This window comes from Pseudomonas sp. NFPP28 (genome assembly GCF_900115535.1).
Classification (GTDB): Bacteria; Pseudomonadota; Gammaproteobacteria; order Pseudomonadales; family Pseudomonadaceae; genus Aquipseudomonas; species Aquipseudomonas extremorientalis.
On the sequence record NZ_FOWT01000010.1, the window covers coordinates 307,963 to 332,008 of the forward strand.

19 protein-coding genes and 2 tRNA genes are annotated in these 24,046 nt (G+C 59.3%); 12 read left to right on the forward strand and 9 right to left on the reverse strand.

What is annotated here, in order from left to right; translation table 11 throughout:
• The first annotated feature begins 13 nt into the window (after window positions 1-13).
• From tpiA to BM110_RS25550, 12 genes are all read left to right on the forward strand, one after another.
• A complete protein-coding gene (gene tpiA / locus BM110_RS25495; RefSeq protein ID WP_058427650.1) occupies window positions 14-769 on the forward strand; it encodes a triose-phosphate isomerase in 756 nt (251 codons plus the stop codon).
• A 4-nt stretch (window positions 770-773) separates the two neighbouring features.
• On the forward strand, window positions 774-1,157 hold the full coding sequence (gene secG, locus BM110_RS25500; RefSeq protein WP_003194191.1) for a preprotein translocase subunit SecG: 384 nt from the start codon (window positions 774-776) through the stop codon (window positions 1,155-1,157).
• A gap of 22 nt (window positions 1,158-1,179) precedes the next feature.
• A tRNA-Leu gene (locus BM110_RS25505) sits at window positions 1,180-1,265 on the forward strand.
• 96 nt (window positions 1,266-1,361) lie between these two features.
• Window positions 1,362-1,438, forward strand: a tRNA-Met gene (locus BM110_RS25510).
• Between the two features lie 140 nt (window positions 1,439-1,578).
• Entirely contained in the window at window positions 1,579-2,037 is a 459-nt protein-coding gene (rimP, locus tag BM110_RS25515) for a ribosome maturation factor RimP (protein ID WP_003235029.1), read from the forward strand.
• Between the two features lie 47 nt (window positions 2,038-2,084).
• Window positions 2,085-3,566: a transcription termination factor NusA gene (nusA, locus tag BM110_RS25520; RefSeq protein WP_025857112.1), complete on the forward strand. Its 1,482-nt coding sequence runs from the start codon at window positions 2,085-2,087 to the stop codon at window positions 3,564-3,566.
• A 27-nt stretch (window positions 3,567-3,593) separates the two neighbouring features.
• A complete protein-coding gene (gene infB, locus BM110_RS25525; RefSeq protein ID WP_071489997.1) occupies window positions 3,594-6,119 on the forward strand; it encodes a translation initiation factor IF-2 in 2,526 nt (841 codons plus the stop codon).
• Window positions 6,120-6,278: 159 nt separating this feature from the next.
• Window positions 6,279-6,674, forward strand: coding sequence for a 30S ribosome-binding factor RbfA (rbfA, locus tag BM110_RS25530; RefSeq protein ID WP_003176137.1), 396 nt, complete (start codon window positions 6,279-6,281; stop codon window positions 6,672-6,674).
• A 3-nt stretch (window positions 6,675-6,677) separates the two neighbouring features.
• On the forward strand, window positions 6,678-7,595 hold the full coding sequence (gene truB, locus BM110_RS25535; protein ID WP_043051764.1) for a tRNA pseudouridine(55) synthase TruB: 918 nt from the start codon (window positions 6,678-6,680) through the stop codon (window positions 7,593-7,595).
• Window positions 7,596-7,710: 115 nt separating this feature from the next.
• A complete protein-coding gene (gene rpsO, locus BM110_RS25540) occupies window positions 7,711-7,980 on the forward strand; it encodes a 30S ribosomal protein S15 (protein WP_003177875.1) in 270 nt (89 codons plus the stop codon).
• A 194-nt stretch (window positions 7,981-8,174) separates the two neighbouring features.
• Window positions 8,175-10,280, forward strand: a complete 2,106-nt coding sequence (gene pnp / locus BM110_RS25545) for a polyribonucleotide nucleotidyltransferase (protein WP_093514389.1) — start codon at window positions 8,175-8,177, stop codon at window positions 10,278-10,280.
• A gap of 295 nt (window positions 10,281-10,575) precedes the next feature.
• A complete protein-coding gene (locus BM110_RS25550) occupies window positions 10,576-11,196 on the forward strand; it encodes a BON domain-containing protein (RefSeq protein WP_071489999.1) in 621 nt (206 codons plus the stop codon).
• Between the two features lie 162 nt (window positions 11,197-11,358).
• Here the strand turns inward: BM110_RS25550 and BM110_RS25555 are convergent, their stop codons facing one another.
• The 9 genes from BM110_RS25555 to BM110_RS25595 all read right to left on the reverse strand — a co-directional run bounded on the left by BM110_RS25555 (window position 11,359) and on the right by BM110_RS25595 (window position 24,015).
• Entirely contained in the window at window positions 11,359-14,277 is a 2,919-nt protein-coding gene (locus BM110_RS25555) for a DUF748 domain-containing protein (protein ID WP_093514390.1), read from the reverse strand.
• A gap of 88 nt (window positions 14,278-14,365) precedes the next feature.
• Complete coding sequence (locus BM110_RS25560; RefSeq protein WP_093514391.1) at window positions 14,366-15,382, reverse strand: class I SAM-dependent rRNA methyltransferase; 1,017 nt, start codon at window positions 15,380-15,382, stop codon at window positions 14,366-14,368.
• 57 nt (window positions 15,383-15,439) lie between these two features.
• On the reverse strand, window positions 15,440-16,309 hold the full coding sequence (locus BM110_RS25565; protein ID WP_071490002.1) for an oxygenase MpaB family protein: 870 nt from the start codon (window positions 16,307-16,309) through the stop codon (window positions 15,440-15,442).
• 16 nt (window positions 16,310-16,325) lie between these two features.
• Window positions 16,326-18,263 carry an acetate--CoA ligase gene (gene acs / locus BM110_RS25570; RefSeq protein WP_093514392.1) on the reverse strand — a complete coding sequence of 646 codons (1,938 nt, stop codon included), beginning with the start codon at window positions 18,261-18,263 and terminating at the stop codon, window positions 16,326-16,328.
• Window positions 18,264-18,368: 105 nt separating this feature from the next.
• Window positions 18,369-20,033, reverse strand: a complete 1,665-nt coding sequence (gene pgi / locus BM110_RS25575) for a glucose-6-phosphate isomerase (RefSeq protein ID WP_071490004.1) — start codon at window positions 20,031-20,033, stop codon at window positions 18,369-18,371.
• Between the two features lie 224 nt (window positions 20,034-20,257).
• Entirely contained in the window at window positions 20,258-21,109 is an 852-nt protein-coding gene (gene panC, locus BM110_RS25580) for a pantoate--beta-alanine ligase (protein ID WP_092248396.1), read from the reverse strand.
• Window positions 21,106-21,906 (reverse strand): 3-methyl-2-oxobutanoate hydroxymethyltransferase, encoded by an 801-nt coding sequence (gene panB, locus BM110_RS25585; protein WP_093514393.1) that lies wholly within the window; start codon window positions 21,904-21,906, stop codon window positions 21,106-21,108. The genes panC and panB overlap by 4 nt, the downstream gene beginning before the upstream one ends.
• A gap of 214 nt (window positions 21,907-22,120) precedes the next feature.
• Window positions 22,121-22,618 carry a 2-amino-4-hydroxy-6-hydroxymethyldihydropteridine diphosphokinase gene (gene folK / locus BM110_RS25590; RefSeq protein ID WP_092248403.1) on the reverse strand — a complete coding sequence of 166 codons (498 nt, stop codon included), beginning with the start codon at window positions 22,616-22,618 and terminating at the stop codon, window positions 22,121-22,123.
• A 2-nt stretch (window positions 22,619-22,620) separates the two neighbouring features.
• Window positions 22,621-24,015: a polynucleotide adenylyltransferase PcnB gene (locus tag BM110_RS25595; RefSeq protein ID WP_071490008.1), complete on the reverse strand. Its 1,395-nt coding sequence runs from the start codon at window positions 24,013-24,015 to the stop codon at window positions 22,621-22,623.
• Window positions 24,016-24,046 lie beyond the last annotated feature (31 nt).

Genomic DNA, 24,046 nt, shown 5'->3' on the forward strand with positions numbered 1-24,046 from the left:
GACGAGGTACAGCATGCGTCGCACTATGGTAGCTGGTAACTGGAAGATGCACGGTACCCGCGCCAGTGTCGCTGAGCTGATCAATGGCCTTCGTCACTTGGCCTTGCCGAGCGGTGTTGATGTCGCGGTTTTCCCGCCTTGCTTGCATATCACCCAAGTGGTTGATGGCTTGAAGGGCAAGTCGATCCAGGTCGGCGCGCAGAATTCTGCGGTGGAAGCCATGCAAGGCGCATTGACCGGTGAGATTGCACCGAGCCAGTTGGTCGATGCGGGTTGTTCCTATGTGCTTGTCGGGCACTCCGAGCGCCGTCAGATGATGGGCGAGCGTGATGGAACACTCAATCGCAAGTTCGCAGCAGCACAGGCTTGTGGCTTGATTCCGGTGTTGTGCATAGGGGAAACCCTGGAGCAGCGCGAATCGGGCAAGACTCTTGAAGTTGTCTCGCGTCAGCTGGGCAGCATCATCGAGGAGTTGGGTGTTGGTGCGTTTGCAAAGGCAGTAATCGCTTACGAGCCGGTCTGGGCCATTGGTACCGGGCTGACTGCTACACCGCAACAAGCGCAGGATGTGCACGCAGCCATCCGCGCGCAGTTGGCGGCAGAGAATTCTGAAGTCGCACAAGGTGTGCGTCTTCTATACGGCGGCAGCGTGAAGGCGGCCAATGCGGTCGAACTGTTCGGCATGCCGGATATCGATGGGGGGCTCATTGGTGGAGCTTCCCTGAATGCAGATGAGTTCGGTGCGATCTGTCGCGCCGCGGGAAACTGAAAAAATGCTGGAAACAGTCGTAGTCGTTTTTCATCTGTTGGCTGCTCTGAGCGTAGTTGCTCTGGTTTTGCTGCAACAGGGTAAAGGTGCGGATGCTGGTGCGTCTTTCGGTGCAGGTGCTTCAAATACTGTGTTCGGAAGCCAAGGTTCCTCTACCTTTCTTAGTAAGTTTACTGCTATACTTGCCGCCGGTTTCTTCATAACCAGCTTGGGGTTAGGTTACTTTGCTAAAGAGAAAGCTCATGTGCTGACTCAAGTAGGTCTCCCGAACCCAGCAGTGTTGGAAGTACCAAAAGCAAAACCGGCTTCTGATGATGTCCCGGTGCTTCAAGAGCAAAAGTCGGCTACTCCAGCGACTGACGTGCCTCCAGCTCAAGAGCAGAAGTAAGAAGGGTTGTAAACGCTGTATTGCCGAGGTGGTGGAATTGGTAGACACGCAACCTTGAGGTGGTTGTGCCCATAGGGTGTAGGGGTTCGAGTCCCCTTCTCGGTACCAATTGTCAGGAGAGCCCGCTGTTGCGGGCTTTCTTGTAGGTGGAAGGTTACATTGACCCTGTAAGGGATCGGTCGTATACTTCCGCCCCAGCTTTGTCGCGGGGTGGAGCAGTCTGGTAGCTCGTCGGGCTCATAACCCGAAGGTCGTCGGTTCAAATCCGGCCCCCGCAACCAGTTTTAGCGGAGCCCCTTTTAAGGGGCTTTTTGTTAGCTGGACACTTTCAACGCCGCTGTTCGACGGCGTTTCAAGGATGGGCGTTTCGCCCATTTTTTTATTTTGCACAGCATGCACATACATGCACGAGGGGGTTCAGGTGTCGAGCAAGCTAGAAGAGTTGCAGGCCTTGTTGGCCCCGGTGGTCGTGGCCCTAGGCTATGAATGCTGGGGTATTGAGTTTTCGGCTCAAGGTCGCCACTCAATGTTGCGCGTTTATATCGATAAAGAGGGCGGCGTGCTGGTGGACGATTGTGCCATTGTCAGCCGGCAGATCAGCGGTGTGCTGGATGTTGAAGATCCGATCTCCGTTGAATACACCCTCGAAGTTTCCTCGCCAGGCATGGAACGCCCACTGTTCACTATTGATCAGTTTGCAAAATTTGCCGGTGAACAAGTGAAGATCAAGCTGCGATCTCCCTTTGAAGGGCGACGCAACTTTCAGGGCCTTCTGCGCGGTGTAGAAGAACAGGATGTCGTGGTGCAGGTAGAAGACCATGAATTCCTGTTGCCGATCGATATGATCGACAAGGCCAACATTATTCCCAGTTTTGACTGAGACGCGGATCCCGCGGATCCAATGGCTTGCGAAAGGCGAGGCGTACGATGAGCAAAGAAGTACTGCTGGTTGTTGAGTCGGTATCCAATGAAAAGGGCGTACCGGCAAACGTGATTTTTGAAGCGCTGGAGCTGGCCCTGGCCACTGCTACCAAAAAGCGTTTTGAAGACGAAGTTGATCTGCGTGTGGAAATCAACCGCCACACCGGTGCCTATGAGACTTTCCGTCGCTGGACGGTCGTCGAAGAAGCCGATCTTGATGATCCGGCCATCGAAACCTGGCCAAGCAAGGTTGCCGAAACGCATCCTGGTGCCAAGGTCGGTGATGTCGTCGAAGAAAAGATCGAATCGATCGAATTCGGCCGTATCGCTGCACAGACCGCCAAACAGGTCATCGTGCAGAAGGTTCGCGAAGCCGAGCGCGCTCAAGTCGTTGACGCCTATCGCGAGCGCCTGGGTGAAATCATCTCCGGCACCGTGAAAAAAGTCACCCGCGATAACGTGATCGTCGACCTGGGCAACAACGCCGAAGCGTTGCTGGCTCGCGAAGACATCATTTCCCGCGAAACCTTCCGTGTCGGCGTGCGCCTGCGTGCGCTGCTCAAGGAAATCCGCACCGAGAACCGCGGCCCGCAGCTGATCCTGTCGCGTACCGCACCGGAAATGCTGATCGAGCTGTTCCGTATCGAAGTGCCGGAGATCGCCGAAGGCCTGATCGAAGTCATGGCTGCGTCCCGCGACCCGGGTTCGCGCGCCAAGATCGCGGTCCGCTCCAAGGACAAACGCATCGACCCGCAGGGCGCGTGCATTGGTATGCGCGGTTCGCGTGTTCAGGCAGTGTCGGGCGAGTTGGGTGGTGAGCGTGTGGACATCGTGCTGTGGGACGATAACCCGGCGCAGTTCGTCATCAACGCCATGTCGCCGGCTGAAGTGGCGGCAATTATCGTTGACGAGGATGCCCATGCCATGGACATCGCCGTTGGCGCAGACAATCTGGCTCAGGCCATTGGTCGTGGTGGTCAGAACGTGCGTCTGGCCAGCCAACTGACCGGTTGGACCCTGAACGTGATGACCGAATCGGACATCCAGGCTAAGCAGCAAGCTGAAACCGGTGACATCCTGCGCAACTTCATCGAAGAGCTCGAAGTCGATGAAGACCTGGCGCAGGTGCTGGTAGATGAAGGCTTCACCAGCCTGGAAGAGATTGCCTACGTACCGTTGGAAGAAATGCTCAACATCGACGGCTTTGACGAAGACACCGTCAACGAGCTTCGCGCTCGGGCCAAGGATCGTTTGTTGACTAAAGCCATCGCTACTGAGGAAAAGCTGGCAGACGCCCATCCGGCCGAAGACCTGCTCTCGCTTGAGGGTATGGACAAGGATTTGGCGATGGAACTGGCGGTGCGCGGCGTAATTACCCGCGAAGACCTGGCCGAGCAGTCTATTGACGATCTGCTCGACATCGACGGCATTGACGATGATCGTGCCGGCAAGTTGATCATGGCCGCCCGAGCCCATTGGTTCGAGTAACTAGGCGCGGCCTGAGGAGAGAAGTGCATGACGCAAGTCACGGTGAAACAACTGGCCGATGAGGTCAAAACACCGGTAGAGCGCCTGTTGCAGCAGATGCGTGAGGCAGGTCTGCCGCACACCGCCGCCGATGAAGGTGTGAGCGATAGTGAGAAGCAGTCTTTGCTGACTCACTTGAAGAGCAGCCACAAGGCGAAAGTGGAAGAACCGCGCAAGATTACATTGCAGCGCAAAACCACCAGCACCCTGCGTGTTGCTGGTAGCAAGAGCATCAGCGTTGAAGTACGCAAGAAGAAAGTCTTCGTACAGCGCAGCCCGGAAGAAATCGAAGCCGAGCGCAAACGCGAACTGGAAGAACGTCGCGCAGTAGAAAATGCTGCTCGTCAGAAGGCTGAAGAAGAAGCCAAGCGTCGCGCCGAAGAAGAAGCGCGTCGCCAGCCTGCTGCTGCGCAACCTGCTGCCACTGAAGCGGTCGCCGCGCCTAGCGCGCCAGTTGAAGCTGTGCGTGAGGCCGCTCCGGTTGCCGCTGCACCAGCACCGGCTGCTGACGCCCGTAAACGCGACGAACCTCGTCGTCCGGACAAACCACGTGCCGACGATAACAATCGTCGCGGTGGTGGTGGCGATGGCGAGCGCAAAAACGCTCCGCATCGTGCCTCGGTCAAAGAGAAAGCGCCTGCTCCACGCGTTGCCCCACGTACTACCGACGAAGAAAGCGATGGCTTCCGTCGTGGTGGTCGCGGCAAGGCCAAGCTGAAGAAACGCAACGCCCACGGTTTCCAGAGCCCAACCGGCCCTGTCGTGCGTGAAGTGAAGATCGGCGAGACCATCACTGTGGGCGACCTCGCCCAGCAGATGTCGGTCAAGGCTGCTGAAATCATCAAGTTCATGTTCAAGCTGGGCACACCGGCCACCATCAACCAGGTACTGGATCAGGAAACTGCCCAACTGGTTGCTGAAGAGCTGGGCCACAAAGTGACCCTGGTCAGCGACACCGCCCTGGAAGATTCCCTGGCCGAGTCCCTGAAGTTTGAAGGTGAGGCGGTTTCCCGTGCACCGGTTGTGACCGTAATGGGCCACGTTGACCACGGTAAAACCTCCCTGCTCGACTATATCCGTCGTGCCAAGGTAGCCGCAGGCGAAGCCGGCGGTATCACCCAGCACATCGGCGCGTACCACGTTGAAACCGACCGTGGCATGGTGACGTTCCTCGATACCCCTGGTCACGCTGCGTTTACCGCAATGCGTGCCCGTGGTGCCAAGGCGACCGACATCGTGATCCTGGTGGTTGCAGCCGACGACGGCGTGATGCCACAAACCATCGAAGCCGTTCAGCATGCCAAAGCAGCTGGCGTTCCGCTGGTAGTCGCTGTGAACAAAATCGACAAGCCGGGCGCCGATCTCGATCGCATCCGTAGCGAACTGTCGGTTCACGGCGTGACATCCGAAGAGTGGGGTGGCGACACTCCATTCGTACCGGTTTCCGCGAAGATGGGTACTGGTGTTGACGAACTGCTCGAAGCCGTTCTGCTGCAAGCCGAAGTTCTGGAACTGACTGCCACTCCATCGGCTCCTGGCCGTGGCGTTGTAGTTGAGTCCCGTCTGGACAAGGGCCGTGGCCCGGTTGCGACCGTTCTGGTTCAAGACGGTACCCTGCGCCAAGGCGACATGGTGCTGGTCGGTTCGAACTACGGCCGTGTACGTGCCATGCTCGACGAGAACGGCAAGCCAATCAAGGAAGCCGGCCCGGCTATCCCGGTCGAGATCCTCGGCCTGGACGGTACACCGGACGCTGGTGACGAGATGAGCGTGGTTGCCGACGAGAAGAAAGCCCGTGAAGTGGCTCTGTTCCGTCAAGGCAAGTTCCGTGAAGTCAAGCTGGCCCGTGCTCACGCCGGCAAGCTGGAAAACATCTTCGAGAACATGGGCCAGGAAGAGAAGAAGACGCTTAACATCGTCCTCAAATCTGACGTACGTGGTTCCCTCGAAGCGTTGAACGGCGCTTTGAACGGCCTGGGTAACGACGAAGTACAAGTGCGCGTTGTCGGTGGCGGTGTCGGTGGTATCACCGAGTCCGACGCCAACCTGGCACTGGCTTCCAACGCTGTACTGTTCGGCTTCAACGTGCGTGCCGATGCTGGCGCTCGCAAGATCGTCGAGCAGGAAGGCCTGGACATGCGTTACTACAACGTCATCTACGACATCATCGAAGACGTCAAGAAAGCCCTCACCGGCATGCTTGGCAGCGACGTCCGGGAGAACATCCTGGGTATTGCCGAAGTACGTGACGTGTTCCGCTCGCCGAAATTCGGCGCGATCGCCGGCTGCATGGTGGTTGAAGGCACTGTGTACCGTAACCGTCCAATCCGTGTACTGCGTGAAGACATCGTTATCTTCGAAGGCGAGCTGGAATCCCTGCGCCGCTTCAAGGATGACGCTTCCGAAGTACGTGCCGGCATGGAATGCGGTATCGGCGTCAAGAGCTACAACGACGTCAAGGCTGGCGACAAGATCGAAGTCTACGAGAAGGTTCAGGTTGCTCGCAGCCTCTAACTCGCGCACTTCAGGAGCCACGCAACGCGTGGGCATGCAATTGCCCCGCGCAGCGTACGGACTCTAAACGCAACGCCCGGTCTGGCTTTTGTCAGGCCGGGCGTTTGCCGCTTTCAGACCCCACGGGTTTCACCGTGTGGCAGTAACAGGTAACAAGACATGGCAAAAGAATACAGCCGTACCCAGCGTATCGGCGATCAGATGCAGCGCGAGCTGGCCCAATTGATCCGTCGCGAAGTCAAAGACCCACGCGTTGGCCTGGTCACCATCACCGCCGTTGAAGTGAGCCGTGACGTGGGTCACGCCAAGATCTTCATCACCGTGATGGGGCAGGACAACAGCGAAGAAATCGCGCAAAGCATCAAGGTGCTCAACTCGGCTGCAGGCTTCCTGCGCATGCAGTTGGCCCGTGAAATGAAGCTGCGCAGTGTTCCTCAGCTGCACTTTCACTACGATGAGAGCGTCGTGCGGGGTGCACATCTGTCGGCCCTGATCGAGCGCGCCGTGGCTGAAGACAGCCAGCACCCGTCCACACCTGAAGACGCCAAGGAGTAAGCGGTGGCTCAGGTCAAACGTATCCGTCGCAACGTCAGCGGCATCATTCTGCTCGACAAGCCCATTGGTTTTACCTCCAATGCCGCGTTGCAGAAGGTCCGCTGGCTGCTCAATGCCGAAAAGGCCGGGCACACCGGCAGCCTCGATCCACTGGCCACCGGCGTGTTGCCGTTGTGCTTTGGCGAGGCCACCAAGTTCTCCCAATACCTGCTCGACTCCGACAAGGGTTATGAAACCCTGATGCAACTGGGCAAGACCACCACCACGGCCGACGCCGAAGGTGATGTTTTGCAGGTTCGCGAAGTGACCGTTGGTCGTGCTGATATTGAAGCTGCTTTACCCGCTTTTCGTGGGGAAATCAGTCAGATACCGCCGATGTACTCGGCGCTCAAGCGTGATGGCCAGCCTCTTTACAAGCTGGCACGTGCGGGCGAAGTAGTGGAGCGCGAACCGCGTTCTGTTACTATTGCGCGCTTGGAATTGCTCGCCTGTGAAGGCGACACCGCCCGGTTGGCCGTGGACTGCAGCAAAGGCACCTATATCCGTACCCTGGTGGAAGATATTGGTGAAAAGCTCGGTTGCGGCGCGTACGTTGCAGAACTGCGGCGCACCCAGGCCGGTCCTTTCAGCCTGGCCCAGACGGTCACGCTGGAAGAGTTGGAAGCGGTACACGCCGAAGGCGGCAATGAAGCAGTTGATCGCTTCCTGATGCCATCGGACAGCGGTTTGCTCGATTGGCCATTGCTGCACTTCTCGGAGCACAGCGCGTTCTACTGGCTCAACGGCCAGCCGGTACGTGCCCCGGATGCCCCGAAGTTCGGCATGGTGCGGGTACAGGATCATAACGGTCGCTTTATCGGTATCGGTGAAGTGAGCGAAGACGGGCGCATCGCGCCGCGTCGACTGATTCGGTCAGAATGACCGAACGAGTGTGGCTGTTAACAGGCACGGTCAACACTCATTTTTAGATACAGGGATTTGTCCCTGGCCTGTTGAAACTGCCCTTTGGGTGGTTTCCTGAAAAAAGGATTGCCTCATGGCTCTCGACGTTCAAGAAAAAGCACAAATCGTTGCTGACTATCAGCAAGCTGTTGGTGACACTGGTTCGCCAGAAGTGCAAGTTGCACTGCTGACCCACAACATCAACAAGCTGCAAGGTCACTTCAAGGCCAACGGTAAAGACCACCACTCGCGTCGTGGTCTGATCCGCATGGTAAACCAGCGCCGTAAGCTGCTGGACTACCTGAAAGGCAAGGATCTGGGTCGTTATCAGACTCTGATCGGTCGCCTGGGTCTGCGTCGCTAATAAGCGATTGCGCTAGAGGTTGGTTGTCTGCCGTGTGCCAGTGGGATTCCCGCTGGCCCATGGCAGGCTCCCAGCCTCAAGTTTTATCTGGACACACGTTTTACCCTGGACGAGCGTCGGGCCGATTCCCGGCATTGCCCAAGAATTTCGCAAGAAGACAAGTTCCCCAAGAGCCACAAAGAAGGTAGGACACCGTGAACCCGGTTATCAAAAAATTCCAGTTCGGTCAGTCGACCGTTACCCTCGAGACAGGCCGTATCGCCCGTCAAGCCTCCGGCGCAGTGCTGGTTACCGTTGATGACGACGTTACCGTACTGGTGACCGTTGTTGGCGCCAAGACCGCTGACCCGAGCAAAGGCTTCTTCCCCCTGTCCGTTCACTACCAGGAAAAGACTTACGCTGCCGGTAAGATCCCTGGCGGTTTCTTCAAGCGCGAAGGCCGTCCTTCCGAGAAAGAAACCCTGACTTCCCGACTGATCGACCGTCCGATCCGTCCGCTGTTCCCAGAAGGCTTCATGAACGAAGTGCAGGTTGTCTGCACCGTCGTTTCCACCAGCAAGAAGACCGATCCGGACATCGCTGCGATGATCGGTACCTCGGCGGCCCTGGCCATCTCCGGTATTCCTTTCGATGGCCCGATCGGCGCAGCCCGCGTAGCGTTCCACGAAAGCACCGGCTACCTGCTGAACCCGACTTACGAGCAACTGAAAGCATCGAGCCTGGACATGGTCGTTGCCGGTACCTCGGAAGCCGTGCTGATGGTTGAATCGGAAGCCAAAGAGCTGACCGAAGACCAGATGCTGGGCGCCGTACTGTTCGCCCACGACGAGTTCCAGGCTGTCATCAAGGCTGTCACCGAACTGGCTGCCGAAGCGGCCAAGCCAACCTGGAGCTGGGCTGCTGCCCCGGAAGCCACCGAATTGCTGGGCGCTATCCGCTCCGAGTTCGGCGCTGCCATCTCCGACGCCTACACCATCACCGTCAAGGCCGACCGTTATGCTCGCCTGGGCGAGTTGAAGGACCAGGTTGTCGCCAAGCTGTCCGGTGAAGAAGGCCAGCCTTCCGCCAGCGACGTCAAAGCGGCTTTCGGTGAGATCGAATACCGCACCGTCCGCGAAAACATCGTTAACGGCAAGCCACGTATCGACGGTCGCGACACTCGTACCGTGCGCCCGCTGAACATCGAAGTCGGTGTTCTGCCGAAGACTCACGGTTCGGCCCTGTTCACCCGTGGTGAAACCCAGGCGCTGGTCGTTGCGACCCTGGGTACCGCCCGTGACGCACAGTTGCTGGACACCCTGGAAGGCGAGAAAAAAGACCCGTTCATGCTGCACTACAACTTCCCTCCGTTCTCGGTGGGCGAGTGCGGTCGCATGGGTGGTGCTGGTCGTCGCGAAATCGGTCACGGCCGTCTGGCCCGCCGTTCGGTCCAGGCCATGCTGCCTGCCGCTGACGTGTTCCCGTACACCATCCGTGTTGTGTCGGAAATCACCGAGTCCAACGGTTCCAGCTCCATGGCTTCCGTTTGCGGTGCTTCCCTGGCACTGATGGACGCCGGTGTGCCGATGAAGGCGCCGGTTGCCGGTATCGCCATGGGCCTGGTTAAAGAAGGCGAGAAGTTCGCCGTCCTGACCGACATCCTGGGCGACGAAGACCACCTGGGCGACATGGACTTCAAGGTAGCCGGTACCGCCAAAGGTGTGACCGCGCTGCAGATGGACATCAAGATCAAGGGCATCACCGAAGAGATCATGGAAATCGCCCTGGGCCAAGCCCTGGAAGCGCGCCTGAACATCCTCGGCCAGATGAACCAGATCATTGGTCAGTCCCGTACCGAACTGTCGGAAAATGCTCCGACCATGATCGCGATGAAAATCGACACCGACAAAATCCGTGATGTTATCGGTAAAGGCGGCGCGACCATTCGTGCGATCTGCGAAGAAACCAAGGCTTCGATCGATATCGAAGACGACGGCTCGATCAAGATCTTCGGCGAAACCAAGGAAGCGGCTGAAGCAGCACGTCAGCGCGTCCTGGGCATCACTGCCGAGGCCGAGATCGGCAAGATCTACGTCGGTAAGGTTGAGCGCATCGTCGACTTCGGCGCATTCGTCAACATCCTGCCGGGCAAAGACGGTCTGGTGCACATCTCCATGCTGAGCGACGCTCGGGTTGAGAAAGTCACCGACATTCTGAAGGAAGGCCAGGAAGTGGAAGTGCTGGTACTGGACGTGGACAACCGCGGCCGTATCAAGCTGTCCATCAAGGACGTAGCAGCAGCCAAGGCTTCGGGCGTTTAATCACCCAAGGCTTCAGGTTGAAAAAGAGGACTCTTCGGAGTCCTTTTTTTTTGGATGCAGGAAAGTACCTAAAAATCAGGCGCTTAAATGAAAGCAAAAGCCGCAACTTGCATGCAGGCACGGGCGGCATCATGCAAGTTGCACGAATCCGAAATTTTCTATTTTTTATAAGTTGTTGTTTGTAAAGGATTTTATTGGTGATTCGGACTTGGCACACTGCCTGCAATAACCCTGTTAACGCTGCAGCATCAAGGTTCACACACTGCAGACTTTCAATAAAACAGGAGTTACTCGTATGAAGAAGTTCGCTCTCGCTACTGCTACCGCTCTGACCCTAGCCATGGGTGCCAACGTTGCCTTTGCCCAGACTTCCCAAGCGCCAATGACCCTTGCAGCGGGTGAAGCCACCAAGGCGAAAGAAGCTACTTCCGACACTTGGATCACTACCAAAGTCAAAGCTGACCTGCTGACCGAAAAAGGTATTCCAGGTTCCGACATCAAGGTTGAAACCAATAAAGGCGTGGTTTCCCTTTCTTCTGACGTCGCTATCTCGGACTCGCAAAAAGCGACTGCCGTAGCTATCACCAAAAAAATCAAAGGTGTAACCGCTGTTTCGGCTGACGGCCTGCTGGCTGGCGGCGCGACCAAGGCGGACAACATCGACAAAACCAAAAGCGCAGCAGCAGGCGCTAAAGAGTCCACCTCCGATACCTGGATCACCACCAAAGTAAAAGCTGACCTGGTAACCGAGAAAGGCATTCCTGGTACCGACATCAAAGTCGAAACCAATAAAGGTGTAGTGTCCCTGTCTTCGACCACCCCGGTCACTGAAGCTCAGAAAACTACCGCGGTGAACATCACCAAGAAAATCAAAGGCGTTAAAGCTGTATCGGCCGACGGCCTGAAAGCAGAGTAACCCTTGGAGCTTCGTCTGAACGAGACGGCGGCGGCTTAGGGTGAGTTAGATATCCACCCGATGCACCTCTGGAGTTCATGCGACCGACCACACGGATGTGGTCATTACAGGCCCCGGCACTTGTGTCGGGGCCTGTTCTATTGTGGGCGGTTCCTACAGGGCTTATTCGGCATCCAGGTGCATTGGCGTAACGACGCGACCATCTTTCTCCGCCTGGCCCAGATTGGCATCAATGAAGTACACCCGGTCATCTTCCAATTGGCCTTTATCCACCAGGTAATCCTTGATGGTGCTGGCACGGTCCTGGCCAAGTTGGCGTAGCAGTACGTCGCTGCCACTCCAGAATTTGATCACGCCGTCGCGAAGCTTCGCGCTGCGCTCATCGCTGCTCAGGTCCTTCCATTCGGCCGGCGGTTGTTGTTTCAGGCGGGTGCGGTAGATGCCTTCCAGCAAGGGGGCTTTTTCCTTCTCGGGTACGACGAGCAACGACGCCTGGGCGGGTACTTTGTCACCGCGACGTTGAAGAATCTTGTAGTAGTTGTACTGGTATTCACGCTCTAGCCGCTGGGCCGCAAGGAATGGCCCATCGCTGCTGGCTGCGGCGGTGCCTTCGATTTCCAGGCGCAGGGTAGGACGCTCTTTCAGCGCTTTGGCCAGTGTGTTCAAGGCGCTTTCGGCATCCTTGTTCAACTCGCTGGAACCGGCGGCGAACGACACATTACCGAGATCTTCCGAGCCGCCACCGGTCACCAACCCACCGATAAACTTGAAAGGCGCCGTTGCCGCGCGTACCACGAGGTTACGCAGGGTCTGCCATACGATCGGCATCACGCTGAATTGCGGGTTGTTCAAGTCACCGGTTACCGGCAATTCGATGGAGATCTTGCCATCACTGTCCTTGAGCAAAGCGACGGCCAGGCGAATCGGCAAGTCCACGGCATCGGCGCTGTCGACTTTCTCGCCCAATTGCAATTGCTCAACCACCACCTTGTTCTCGGCCTTCAACTGGCCTTTGGTGATTACGTAGTGCAGGTCGAGGTTCAGCCGTCCCTTGCGGATACGGAAGCCAGCGAACTTGCCGGAATAAGGCGTCAGGGTGGTCAGTTCGACACGCTTGAAGCTGGTCGCAATGTCCAGCGCCGCCATCGGGTCGAACGGGTTCACGCTGCCCTTGATAGTCACTGGCGCATAGCGATCAACCTTGCCCTTGATATCGACGCTGGCCGGTTTGGCCTGGCGACTGTCGATAGTGCCGATCTGCCCGTTGAGCTGTTGAATCGCGGTGGCGAAGTTGGGGGTAAGGCTGAAATCGGCAAAATTGGCCGAGCCGTCATTAATCGCAATCTGCCCGATGCGGATGCCCAGGGGCTTGTCCTTGCTGGCGGGTTTGGAACCTTTGTCGGGCGCTTGTGGAATCAGCAGGTCATCCACGTTGGTGGTGCGGTCGTCGTTGATCATGAAGCGCGCATACGGCTGCAGCAGGTTGACCTTGTCGATCGACAGGCTGTCGCCGTGCTGGTAGTTCACGCCTTCGAGCACCAGGCGCTGCCATTTGAGAAAGTCGCGGGTCTTGAGGGTATCCAGGGTGTGCAATTGATCGACTTGAGCCCGGCCGGTGACCTGCAACTTCAGCGGATCGGTGCTTTTGAGGTTCACATCAAGATTGCTGCCGAGCATACCGCTGCGCAGTTCCAGGCGAATGAACGGGCTGATGTAGGACTGGGCCACCCGCAGGTCGATGTCCTGGGTATTCACTTTCAGCCTGGCACTGACCGGGTCGAGGTTGACCTCGCCGGTCGCCTGGAGCTTGCCTTGCTTGCCCACGCCGGAGTCGACCTTCACGGTAAACGGGCTCCGGTTGAGGCTGTCGAAATTCTGCATGTCGACGTTCAACGGGCCGAGTTCCAGCGCTACTGCTGGCTTGGCCTGTCGATCGGCCAGGTGCACCTGGTAGTTACGCAGTTGCACGTCCTTGAGCAGCACTTGCCACGGCTTGCTTGGCGCGGCGGGTTCGGCTTTTGGCGAGTCGGCGGTGGCGGGTGCGTTTTTCGCTTCGGGCGCCTTGGCCGGTTTGCTCGGCTGGCTGGCGAACAGTTTCTGCCAGTCCAATTGCCCGTCAGCCTCAAGGGCTGCCCAGGTCTCCAGTTTGTTACTGCGGATCTTGCCGACCACCACTTGCTGCTTGGCCAGGTCCACCGTGGTCTCGCTGACGTCCAGGCGCTCCAGGCGCACCAATGGGCGGCCGTCCGGTGCCTTGATGGCAAAGGGCGCGATGCTGGCGGCGGTGTTGGTCAGGTTCAGCTCGGTCTCTTTGGCCAGGCTGAATTTGTACTCGGTGCTGAAGTTGAGCACGCCGTCTTCAAGCACCAGTGGCAGCGCGTCACGTACGTAGGGCCACCAGGCTTTCATCTTGCCGTTGGTGACCTTCAACGTGCCTTCGGAAGTGATCGGCACCAGGCTGAAATTGCCTTTCCAGTCGATCTGTCCACCTGCGGGGCCGGCTGCGACCAGGGTCATGTCGGCATTGTCTTCGGGCAGGGTGCTGAGGTTCTTCAGCTCGAAGTCGAGTGTGTCGTAGAGGAATTCGATGGGCTCGCTGGGGCGCAAGTCTTCGAAATGCACGTAGCCGCCGGCCAGCTTGATGCTGTCGATACGCAGAGGGAACGGTTTGGCATCCGGATTGGTCGGTGTTGGCTCGCTGGGCGGCAGTTTGAACAACTGCGCCAGGTTGAGTTGGCCGGACTTGTCGAACAGCAGCTCGGTCTTGGGCTTGTCCAGCTGTATATCGGCCAGGTGCAGGGCGCGGGTCCAGAGGCTGTCGATCTGCAGGTTGGCGTAGAGGCGTTCGAACCCGACTTGTTCCTTGCCGGGTTCACCGATCTTCAGGCCCCACAGGGTCAGTTCCAGGCTGAACGGGTTGAGCTCGATTCGCTCGATCCGCGCCGGCACCGTGGCGTAATTGGCCAACTGCTGGTTGGCGATGCGAAGGGCGATGCCGGGGAGAATCAAAAAGCCCAGCAAGCTGTACAGGGCAAGGGCGGTCAACAAGGCGCCAGCGGCGCGAATCAATCCTTTGGGCATGGGGCGGCGCCATCTATGTCAAACAGGAGTGCCTTGGAGTATGGCACGGGTTTTCGGTTCCGAAGAGCAAGGGCCTTTGAGAAACGTCTTACAGTTGGAGTATCAGGGTTTTCAGGGGCGGTTGCTGATCCTGGGACGGGAAGTCCGCTCCAGGCGTCATGATTTTCCAGTCACGCACCGGGCGCCCGGCTTTTTCCGCGCAGCGCAGCACCTGTTCGCGCCAATCCTCCATGCTGACTTTCGCCAGGTTGTTGCAGCAGATCAGCACGCCATTGTCAGCGGTGGCCAGCAGGGCTGGCTTGAGCAGGCTCTGGTAGTCGCGCAGCAGGTCGACGGTGCCGAACGCGCTCTTGGCCCAGGCCGGTGGATCCAGCAGCACCAGGTCGTATTGACGTTGCTCCAGGCGCGGATAACTCGGCAGCTTTTGCCCACGGCGCTGGGTGATCGGCAGGCCTGCCAATTGGCGAATCGCCGGGAAGTAGTCGGACTGTACGAACTCCATGCTCGGCAATTGCGGGTTCAGCAAGCCGTTTTCGCGACCGACCGCCAGGTTGCCCTCGGCAAAGTCCAGGTTGCACACCTCGCGGGCGCCACCGGCGGCTGCGCTCAGGCCCACGCCGCAGGTGTAGGCGAACAGGTTGAGCACGCTTTTTCCGGCGCTGTTGGCCTTGACCCAGCCGCGGGTGTTACGCAGGTCGAGGAACAGCAGCGGGTCCTGCCCGGCATGCCGCCCACGCACGCGGTAACTGAGGCCCCACTCGTGGCCAACCAGGTCCTGCAGTGCGGCGGGTTCGGCGCGATACACCGTGTCTTCGCGGTCGATGCGCGAATTGCCACGGGCGCGATCGTTGTACACCAGCAACAACTCCAGGCCCATGTACTGGTTGACCTGTTGATGCAGGTCCAGCAGGTCGGCGGTTTCCAGGGATTGGTGGAAACTCTGCACCAGCAACTGCGGGCCGTAGCGGTCGATGGTCAGGCCCCCGGCGCCTTCCTGGCTGCCATGGAACAGCCGGTAACAGTCGGTACCCTGTGCGTGCAACTCGCTGATCAGGTCTTGGCGATGATCGAGGGCGGCGCGCAGCGCCTGATTCAAGGGAGACATGGAGCGCGCCTTGCTGGGGAATTGAGGGCGCGAAGTTTAACAGCTATGCGCCGTCGCCTACATCAACCCCATCCGGCGATGGGCGCGTTGCACAGAGCCATTGCGCATCGCCCAGCGCAACATCGGGGCACTGCGTTTGACGCCAGCACGGATCATCTGACGTTGCAGCGGGCTCTGGTGCTGGTCGAGCATCGCGCTGGCCCAATCCGGCAGCAGGTCGATCCCGGCGCGCATCATCAAGCTGCCAAATGGCTTGGCCAGCAGGCTGGGGGAGGGAGCATTCAGCAGTAGCCGCAGTACTTCGCGGCTGCGATCGTCGCACAGCAATTGCGGGCGGATGCGAGCCAAATAATCCGAAACGTCCTGCCGAGAACGCGGAACATGCCGCGCACCCAGCTGTTCAGCGACCAAGGCAATTTCACTGTAGTAACGGTCCTGGTCGCGACCGGACAGGTGCGGGTTGCAATAACGCAAGTGAGCGGCCAGGAAGTGACTGACCTCCGCCACATGCACCCAGGTCAGCAATTCCGGGTCGCTGGCCGCATAAGGCCGGCCATCCGGGGCGTGGCCGACCACCTGCAAGTGAATGGTGCGGACTTTTTCGATCAGCCATTCGGCGTCTCTGCGCGAGCCGAACGTCGTGCCCGAAATGAACTGCGAGGTCCGCCGCAAGCGCCCAAGCATGTCCTGGCGAAAGTTGGAATGGTCCCACACGCCCGCCAGGGCCAACGGATGCAAGGCTTGCAGCATCAAGGCGCTGATGCCGCCGATGAGCATACTGCTGAAGTCGCCATGCACTTGCCAACTCACCGAGTCGGGCCCGAACAAGCCTGGGTCGCCCTTGGGGTTTTCCAGGTCCAGTTGGCCCAGCGACAGGCCGGTCAGGCTCATCAACTGGGTTTCGATACGGCTGCGGATAAATTCCATGGCGACGTGGGGTTTCCTATCGGTTCAGGCGTTTGTCGATCAAACCGTCGACCACGCTCGGATCGGCCAGGGTCGAGGTATCACCCAGGCTGTCCAGTTCGTTGCAGGCAATCTTGCGCAAGATCCTGCGCATGATTTTGCCGGAACGGGTTTTCGGCAAGGCCGGGGCCCATTGGATCAGTTCCGGCTTGGCGAAGCTGCCAATTTCTTTGCTGACCAGATCCAGCAGGTGTTTTTTTAACGCATCGCTGGGTTCCACGCCATTCATGGGGGTGACAAAGGCATAGATGCCCTGGCCTTTGACATCATGGGGATAGCCCACCACGGCGGCCTCGGCCACCTGATCGTGCAGCACCAGGGCGCTTTCTACCTCGGCAGTGCCGATGCGGTGGCCTGACACGTTGATCACATCGTCGATGCGCCCGGTGATCCAATAATCGCCGTCTTCATCGCGGCGTGCGCCGTCACCGGTGAAGTAGTAGCCGGGGTAGGGGTTGAAGTAGGTGTCGACCATGCGCTGCGGATCGCCGTACACACTGCGGATCTGCCCCGGCCAGCTGGCTTTGATCGCCAGTACGCCACTGCCGGCGCCGCTGAATTCCTTGCCGTGTTCATCGAGGAGTACCGGCTGTACGCCGAACATTGGCTGGGTCGCGCACCCTGGCTTGATTCGCTGGGCGCTGACCAGTGGGCTGAGCATGATGCCGCCGGTCTCGGTCTGCCACCAGGTATCCACAATCGGGCAGCGTTGTTCGCCCACGGCATTGAAGTACCAGTCCCAAGCCTCCGGGTTGATCGGTTCGCCGACGCTGCCCAGCAGGCGCAGGCTGGCGCGCGAGGTATTTTCCAGCGGGCCGTGGCCTTCGCGCATCAGCGCACGCAGGGCGGTGGGCGCGGTGTAGAAGATGTTGACCTGGTGCTTGTCGATCACCTGCCAGAAGCGCGAACTGTCCGGATAGTTCGGCACGCCTTCGAACATCAGCGAGGTCGCGCCATTGGCCAGCGGGCCGTACACGATGTAACTGTGGCCGGTGACCCAGCCCACATCGGCGGTGCACCAGAACACTTCACCGTCGCGGTAATCGAGCACGTACTTGAAGGTCATCGCCGCTTGCAGCAGATAGCCGCCGGTGGTGTGCAGCACGCCCTTGGGTTTGCCGGTACTGCCGGAGGTGTAGAGGATGAAGAGCGGGTCTTCGGCGTCCATCGGCTCGGGCGGGCAGTCGCTGCTGGCCGCATCCAGGGCTTGTTGATACTTGAGGTCGCGACCTTCGCTCCAGCCAACGGTCGCTCCGGTGCGCTCCACTACCAGCACCGTGCTCACATTCGGACAACTGGCCAGGGCCTTGTCGACATTCTGCTTCAGTGCAACGGGCTTGCCGCCGCGCACGCCTTCGTCTGCGGTGATCACCGTGCGGCAGTCGGCATCGAGAATACGGTCACGCAAGGCATCCGGCGAGAAACCACCAAACACCACGGAGTGCACCGCGCCAATCCGTGTGCAGGCGAGCATGGCGTAGGCGGCCTCCGGGATCATCGGCATGTAGATGCATACCCGGTCGCCTTTCTTCACGCCACGGCTTTTCAGCACATTGGCCAGGCGGCTGACGTTCTGGTGCAGTTGGAGGTAGGTGATTTTTGAAGATTTTGTCGGATCATCGCCTTCCCAGATGAAGGCCGGCTGATCGGCGCGTTGCGCCAGGTGACGGTCGATGCAGTTGTAGCTGACGTTGAGTTGACCACCGGCAAACCATTGGGCGGCGCCGGTGTGGATGTCTGAGCGTTGAACGGTGTGCCAGGGGGTTATCCAGTCGAGAAAGTGCTCGGCCTGTTCAGCCCAGAAGGTATCCGGCTGTTCGATGGATTGGCGGTAGAGGCGCTGATAGTCCTCTTGACTGAGTTGCGCAGCCCGGCGGACGGCATCGGCGGTGGGGAACGTGCTGATATCGAACATGAGCGATCCTTATTCTTGTTTTTGCGACAAGTCATAAAGATGCACCCGGCAGGGGTAGGGTTCAAGGCCAACCTCCAAATGGACGTTGGCCTTGCAAAAACTGGATCAGCCGCGGTGACGACCGCGGAAGTAATTGATCAGGCCCTGGGTCGAAGCGTCCTCGGCCGAGGTCTCTTCGGCGCCGGTCAGGCGGTTGTAGACGCCCTTGCCCAGCTCCTTGCCCAGCTCCACACCCCATTGGTCGAAGGCGTTGATACCCCAAATCACGCTCTGTACGAACACTTTGTGCTCATACATGGCTACCAGGGCACCCAGGCGACGCGGGCTGATGCGTTCGACCACGAGGGTGTTGCTCGGGCGGTTGCCCGGAATCACCTTGTGCGGTGCCAGCTTCTGCACTTCGTCTTCCGGGATACCTTTGTCGCGCAGCTCGGCTTCCGCTTCGGCGCGGGTCTTGCCGAGCATCAGCGCCTGGCTCTGGGACAGGCAGTTGGCGTACAGCCATTGATGGTGGTCGGACACCGGGTTGAAGCTGACGATCGGCACGATAAAGTCGGCCGGGATCAGTTGGGTACCCTGGTGCAGCAACTGGTGGTAAGCGTGCTGGCCGTTGCAGCCAACGCCGCCCCAGATCACCGGGCCGGTATCGGTAGCGACGGGCGTACCGTCCTGGCGCACGCTCTTGCCGTTGGATTCCATGTCCAGCTGTTGCAAGTGTTTGGTGATGTTACGCAGGTAGTGGTCGTACGGCAGGATCGCGTGGCTCTGCGCGCCCCAGAAGTTGCCGTACCACACGCCCAGCAAGCCCAGCAGCACCGGCATGTTCTGTTCGAACGGGGCGTTCTGGAAATGCTGGTCCATGGTGTAGGCACCGGACAGCAGTTCCTTGAAGTTGGACATGCCGATGGCCAGGGCGATCGGCAAGCCGATGGCCGACCACAGCGAGTAACGGCCGCCGACCCAGTCCCACATCGGGAAGATGTTTTCTTCGCGAATTCCGAAGGCCACGGCCGCCGCGTTGTTGCTCGACACGGCGATGAAGTGGCGATACAGCTCGGCTTCCGAGCCACCCTGGGCCAGGTACCAGGCACGGGCGGCCTGGGCGTTTTTCAGGGTTTCGAGGGTGTTGAAGGATTTTGACGAGACGATGAACAGCGTGGTCTCGGCGCGCAGCTTCAGGGTCAGCTCGTGGAACTCGCTGCCGTCGATGTTCGCCAGGTAGTGGCAGCGCACGCCTTTGTGGGCGTAGGACAGCAGCGCTTCGGAGACCAGCTCCGGGCCGAGGAACGAGCCACCGATACCGATGTTCACCACGTCGGTGATCGGCTTCTCGGTGTAGCCACGCCACAGGCCGTCGTGGATGCGGCCGACCAGGTCGGTGATCTGGTTCAGCACTTTGTGCACGTCCGGCATGATGTTCACGCCGTTGACCGACAGCTTGTCACCCACCGGACGGCGCAGTGCGGTGTGCAGCGCTGGGCGGCCTTCCGACGAGTTGACTGGTTCGCCTTTGTACAGCGCGTCAATCGCTTCCTTGAGGTGGACCTCTTTGGCGAGGTTTACCAGCAGGTCACGGGTTTCGCCGGTGATCAGGTTTTTCGAGTAATCGAGGAAAAGTCCGCAGCTGCTCAAGGTGAACTGGGAAAAACGCTGAGGATCGGCATTGAACGCTTCGCGCATGCTGAAATCCTGCATGGCTTGGCGATGTTGATTGAGCGCTTGCCAGGCGGGCAGAGCGGTAACGTCATGAGGGGTGCGGTAGTACGCCATCGCTGCGGGTTTCCTTTTATTACGGGGACTGCCTTTAGGACACTTATTTGCCTGGAACATCCAGTCTTTGATCAAGCAATGGGTTCCAGACAGCGCTAACCATAGCGCAGGGCGATTACATTAAACCTAGCGTGTCGATATGTCTTGGCTTTGTCTGCGCTAAGGCCGGTACTTTTTTATACCGGCACTTTTTATTTACGCAGTGAGGAGGGCAACTGGAAGGGTCAGTCGAGGATCAGATGCAGGTTATCGATGAGACGGGTGGCCCCCAAGTAGGCGGCGACCAGGATCACGATATCCCGGTCTTCGGCCGTGGCCGGGCGCAAATGCACGCCTTGGCGCACTTCGAGGTAGTCCAGGCGCAGCCCGGCGGCTTCGATCTGGCGGACCTGTTCGGCGCGCAGCTTGGCGAAGTCATGGTCACCGGCCTTGATCGCAGCGCCTATCTGGCTGAGGCTGCGGTACAGCACCGGCGCAATGGCGCGCTGTTCGTCGCTGAGGTAGCCGTTGCGCGACGACAGCGCCAGGCCGTCGTCGGCGCGCACGGTGGGCTCGCCGATGATCTGGATCGGCATGTTCAGGTCATGCACCATGGCGCGGATCACGGCCAGTTGCTGGTAATCCTTCTGGCCAAACACGGCCATGTCCGGCTGCACCATGTTGAACAGCTTGCTGACCACCGTCGCCACGCCTTCGAAATGCCCGGGACGGCTGGCGCCACACAGGCCTTCGGACAGTTGCGGCACGCTGACACGGGTCTGGCCGGTCATGCCGCCTGGGTACATTTCCTCGACGGTAGGTGCGAACAGCAGGTTGCAGCCGGCTTGCAGCAACTTTTCCTGATCGGCGGCCAGGGTGCGGGGGTATTTGTCCAGGTCTTCGCCGGCGCCAAATTGCAGCGGGTTGACGAAGATGCTGGCGACCACGAAATCCGCCTGCTGGGCGGCCTTGGTCACCAGGGTGGCGTGGCCGCTGTGCAGGTTGCCCATGGTCGGCACAAAGCCGATACGCTTGCCGGCGCTGCGGGCATGGGTTACGGCGGCCCGCAGTTCACGTACGGTTTTAACGGTGTTCATGCAGAGAACCCATGTTCGGCGGCCGGGAAGGTCACGCCTTTGACTTCGGCGACGTAGGCGCTCAAGGCGTCATGGATGCTGGTCTGGCCAGTCATGAAGTTCTTCACGAACTTCGGCACACGACCGCTGATCGACAGGCCGAGCATGTCGTGCAGCACCAGCACCTGGCCATCGGTGGCCGAACCTGCGCCGATACCGATTACTGGCACTTTCACGGCCTGGGTGATTTCTGCCGCCAACTCGCTCGGCACACATTCGAGCAGGATCATGGCCGCGCCGGCCTGTTCCAGGGCGATGGCGTCCGCACGCATCTGGCGCGCCTGGGCCTCATTCCGGCCCTGGACCTTATAGCCGCCAAGGATGTTCACGGACTGCGGCGTCAGTCCCATGTGCACACACACCGGCACGCCGCGTTCCGCGAGCAGGCGGATCGACTCGGCGAGCCATAACGCGCCTTCAATTTTGATCATGTGCGCGCCGGCTTGCATCAGCTTGCCGGCATTCTGGAAGGTTTGTTCGAGCGTCGCGTAACCCATGAACGGCAGGTCGGCGATGATGAAGGCGCCATCGTTACCGCGCTTGACGCTGGCGGTGTGGTACGCAAGTTCATCGGTGGTGACGGGCAGGGTGCTGTCATTCCCTTGAAGAACCATGCCCAGGGAGTCGCCCACCAGCAGCACTTCAACCCCGGCCTGGCAACTGGCGTGGGCGAACGTGGCGTCGTAGCAGGTCAGCATGGCGATTTTTTCACCTTTGAGCTTGAGGCTCTGCAAGGTGGTCAGGGTAATGTCTGGCATGAAAAGGGTCCTCGTTCAGGCGCTTGGAAACAGCGAGTAACGCGCGTGAGTCTTCGTTTATACAGGCGCACTGTCTTGAGAGCAGTGCTTATAAGGCCTGGATTGCGCCCTTCAGCGCCGGGTTGGCGGCAGCGGGACGCCTATAGTCGTGAGGAGGACACGGGAAGTCAATTGGATGTGTTACCGCATTGTTACGATGACGGTGTTACCGCTGTTACTGACGCGATTCAGCAACGGTGAGCCGTTCAAGACCGACAAACGGGCAGGCTTCAAGCAGTTCGTTGAGGGTTTGGCCATCGGGTAACGCCAGGCTGGCGGGCGCCAGTTCGGCCAACGGGTACAGCACAAAAGCCCTCAGGTGCATCTGGTAGTGCGGCACCTTGAGACGCGGTTCGTCGATCAGGCGATCGCCAAACAGCAGGATGTCCAGGTCAAGCGTGCGCGGGCCCCAGCGCTCGAGGCGTTCGCGGCCCTGGTCGTTCTCGATGGCTTGCAGCGCATCCAGCAGCTCAAGAGGGGCGAGGTTACTGTCAAGGGCAGCCACTGCATTGGTATAGCGCGGTTGGCCCGGGAGCAGGGAGTCACTTTGATAGAAGGCAGAGACACCGGCGACGTGCGTGCCGGGCAATTGCGCCAGTGCTTCGATAGCGCTGCGCAATTGCTGATCCGGGGCCGCCAGGTTGCTGCCCATGCCGATGTAGATGCGTTCCACGCTTATTCGCCCGAGGCGTCGGCCGCGCTGCGCTTGCGCTTGCTGCTGCTGCGGCGACGCTTCTTCGGCCCGGCGCCTTCGCCATCGCCTTTGCTGCCGAGGTCACGGATCATGTCGCGGCGTTCGCTGTCATTGGCGTCCTGGTAGTCGGTCCACCATTCGCCCAGGCCGTCGGTCTGCTCGCCGGCGCTCTCACGCAACAAAAGGAAGTCGTAGCCGGCGCGGAAACGCGGGTTGTCCAGCAACAGGTCGGCACGTTTGCCACTGCGACGTGGCAGGCGCTCCTGCATGTCCCAGATCTCACGGATCGGTATGGTGAACCGTTTGGGAATGGCGATGCGCTGGCACTGCTCGGCGATCAGCTCATGGGCGGCTTCCTGCATGGCCGGGATCGGCGGCATGCCACGCTCCTGCAGGCGCAGCACGCGCTTGGGCAGGGCCGGCCACAACAGGGCGGCAAACAGGAACGCCGGGGTGACCGGTTTGTTCTGCTTGATGCGCAGGTCGGTGTTGATCAGTGCTTCGCTGATCAGGGTGTGGGTGTACGTCGGGTTGTATTCCAGCGCCTCGGCGCTGGCCGGGAACAGTGGGTCGAACAACTGCAGGTCGACGAGCATTTCGAAGGTGTCGGCGGCGTAGCCCGAGAGGAACAGCTTCAACACTTCTTCGAACAGGCGCGCCGAAGGGATCTCCCGCAGCATCGGTGCCAGTTCGCGAATCGGCGCGGCGGTGTGTTTCTCGATGCCGAAGTTGAGCTTGGCGGCAAAACGCACCGCACGCAGCATGCGCACCGGGTCTTCCTGGTAGCGCTGGACCGGGTCACCGATCAGGCGGATCAGGTTGTTGCGGATATCGTGTACGCCATTGGCGTAATCGAGAATGCGCTCGCTGACCGGATCGTAATACAAGGCATTGATGGTGAAGTCGCGGCGCTGCGCGTCTTCCTCGAGGGTACCGTAGACGTTGTCACGCAGGATGCGCCCGCTTTCGTTGCGGGAGGACTGATTGGTGTCTTCCTCTTCATCGTTTTGCGGGTGGCCGGCGCGAAACGTCGCAACTTCGATGATTTCGCGACCGAAGTGGATATGCACCAGCTTGAAACGCCGGCCGATGATCCGCGCATTGCGAAATTCGGCACGCACTTGCTCAGGCGTGGCGCTGGTAGCGACGTCGAAGTCCTTGGGCGTGATATTGAGCAGCATGTCGCGTACACAACCGCCCACCAGATAAGCCTGGTAGCCGGCGTTCTGCAAACGTTCGACGATATTCACGGCATAACGGCTGAATTGAGCGCGTTGCAGCGAATGCTGGCTGCTGTTGAGCACTTCAGGCGTGCTGCGTTTGTGTTGCGTACGACGCAAGGGAGAACGGAATGACTGGAACAACTTCTTCAGCATGGGATGCACTGTTTGAAGGAATGTTCGGCCA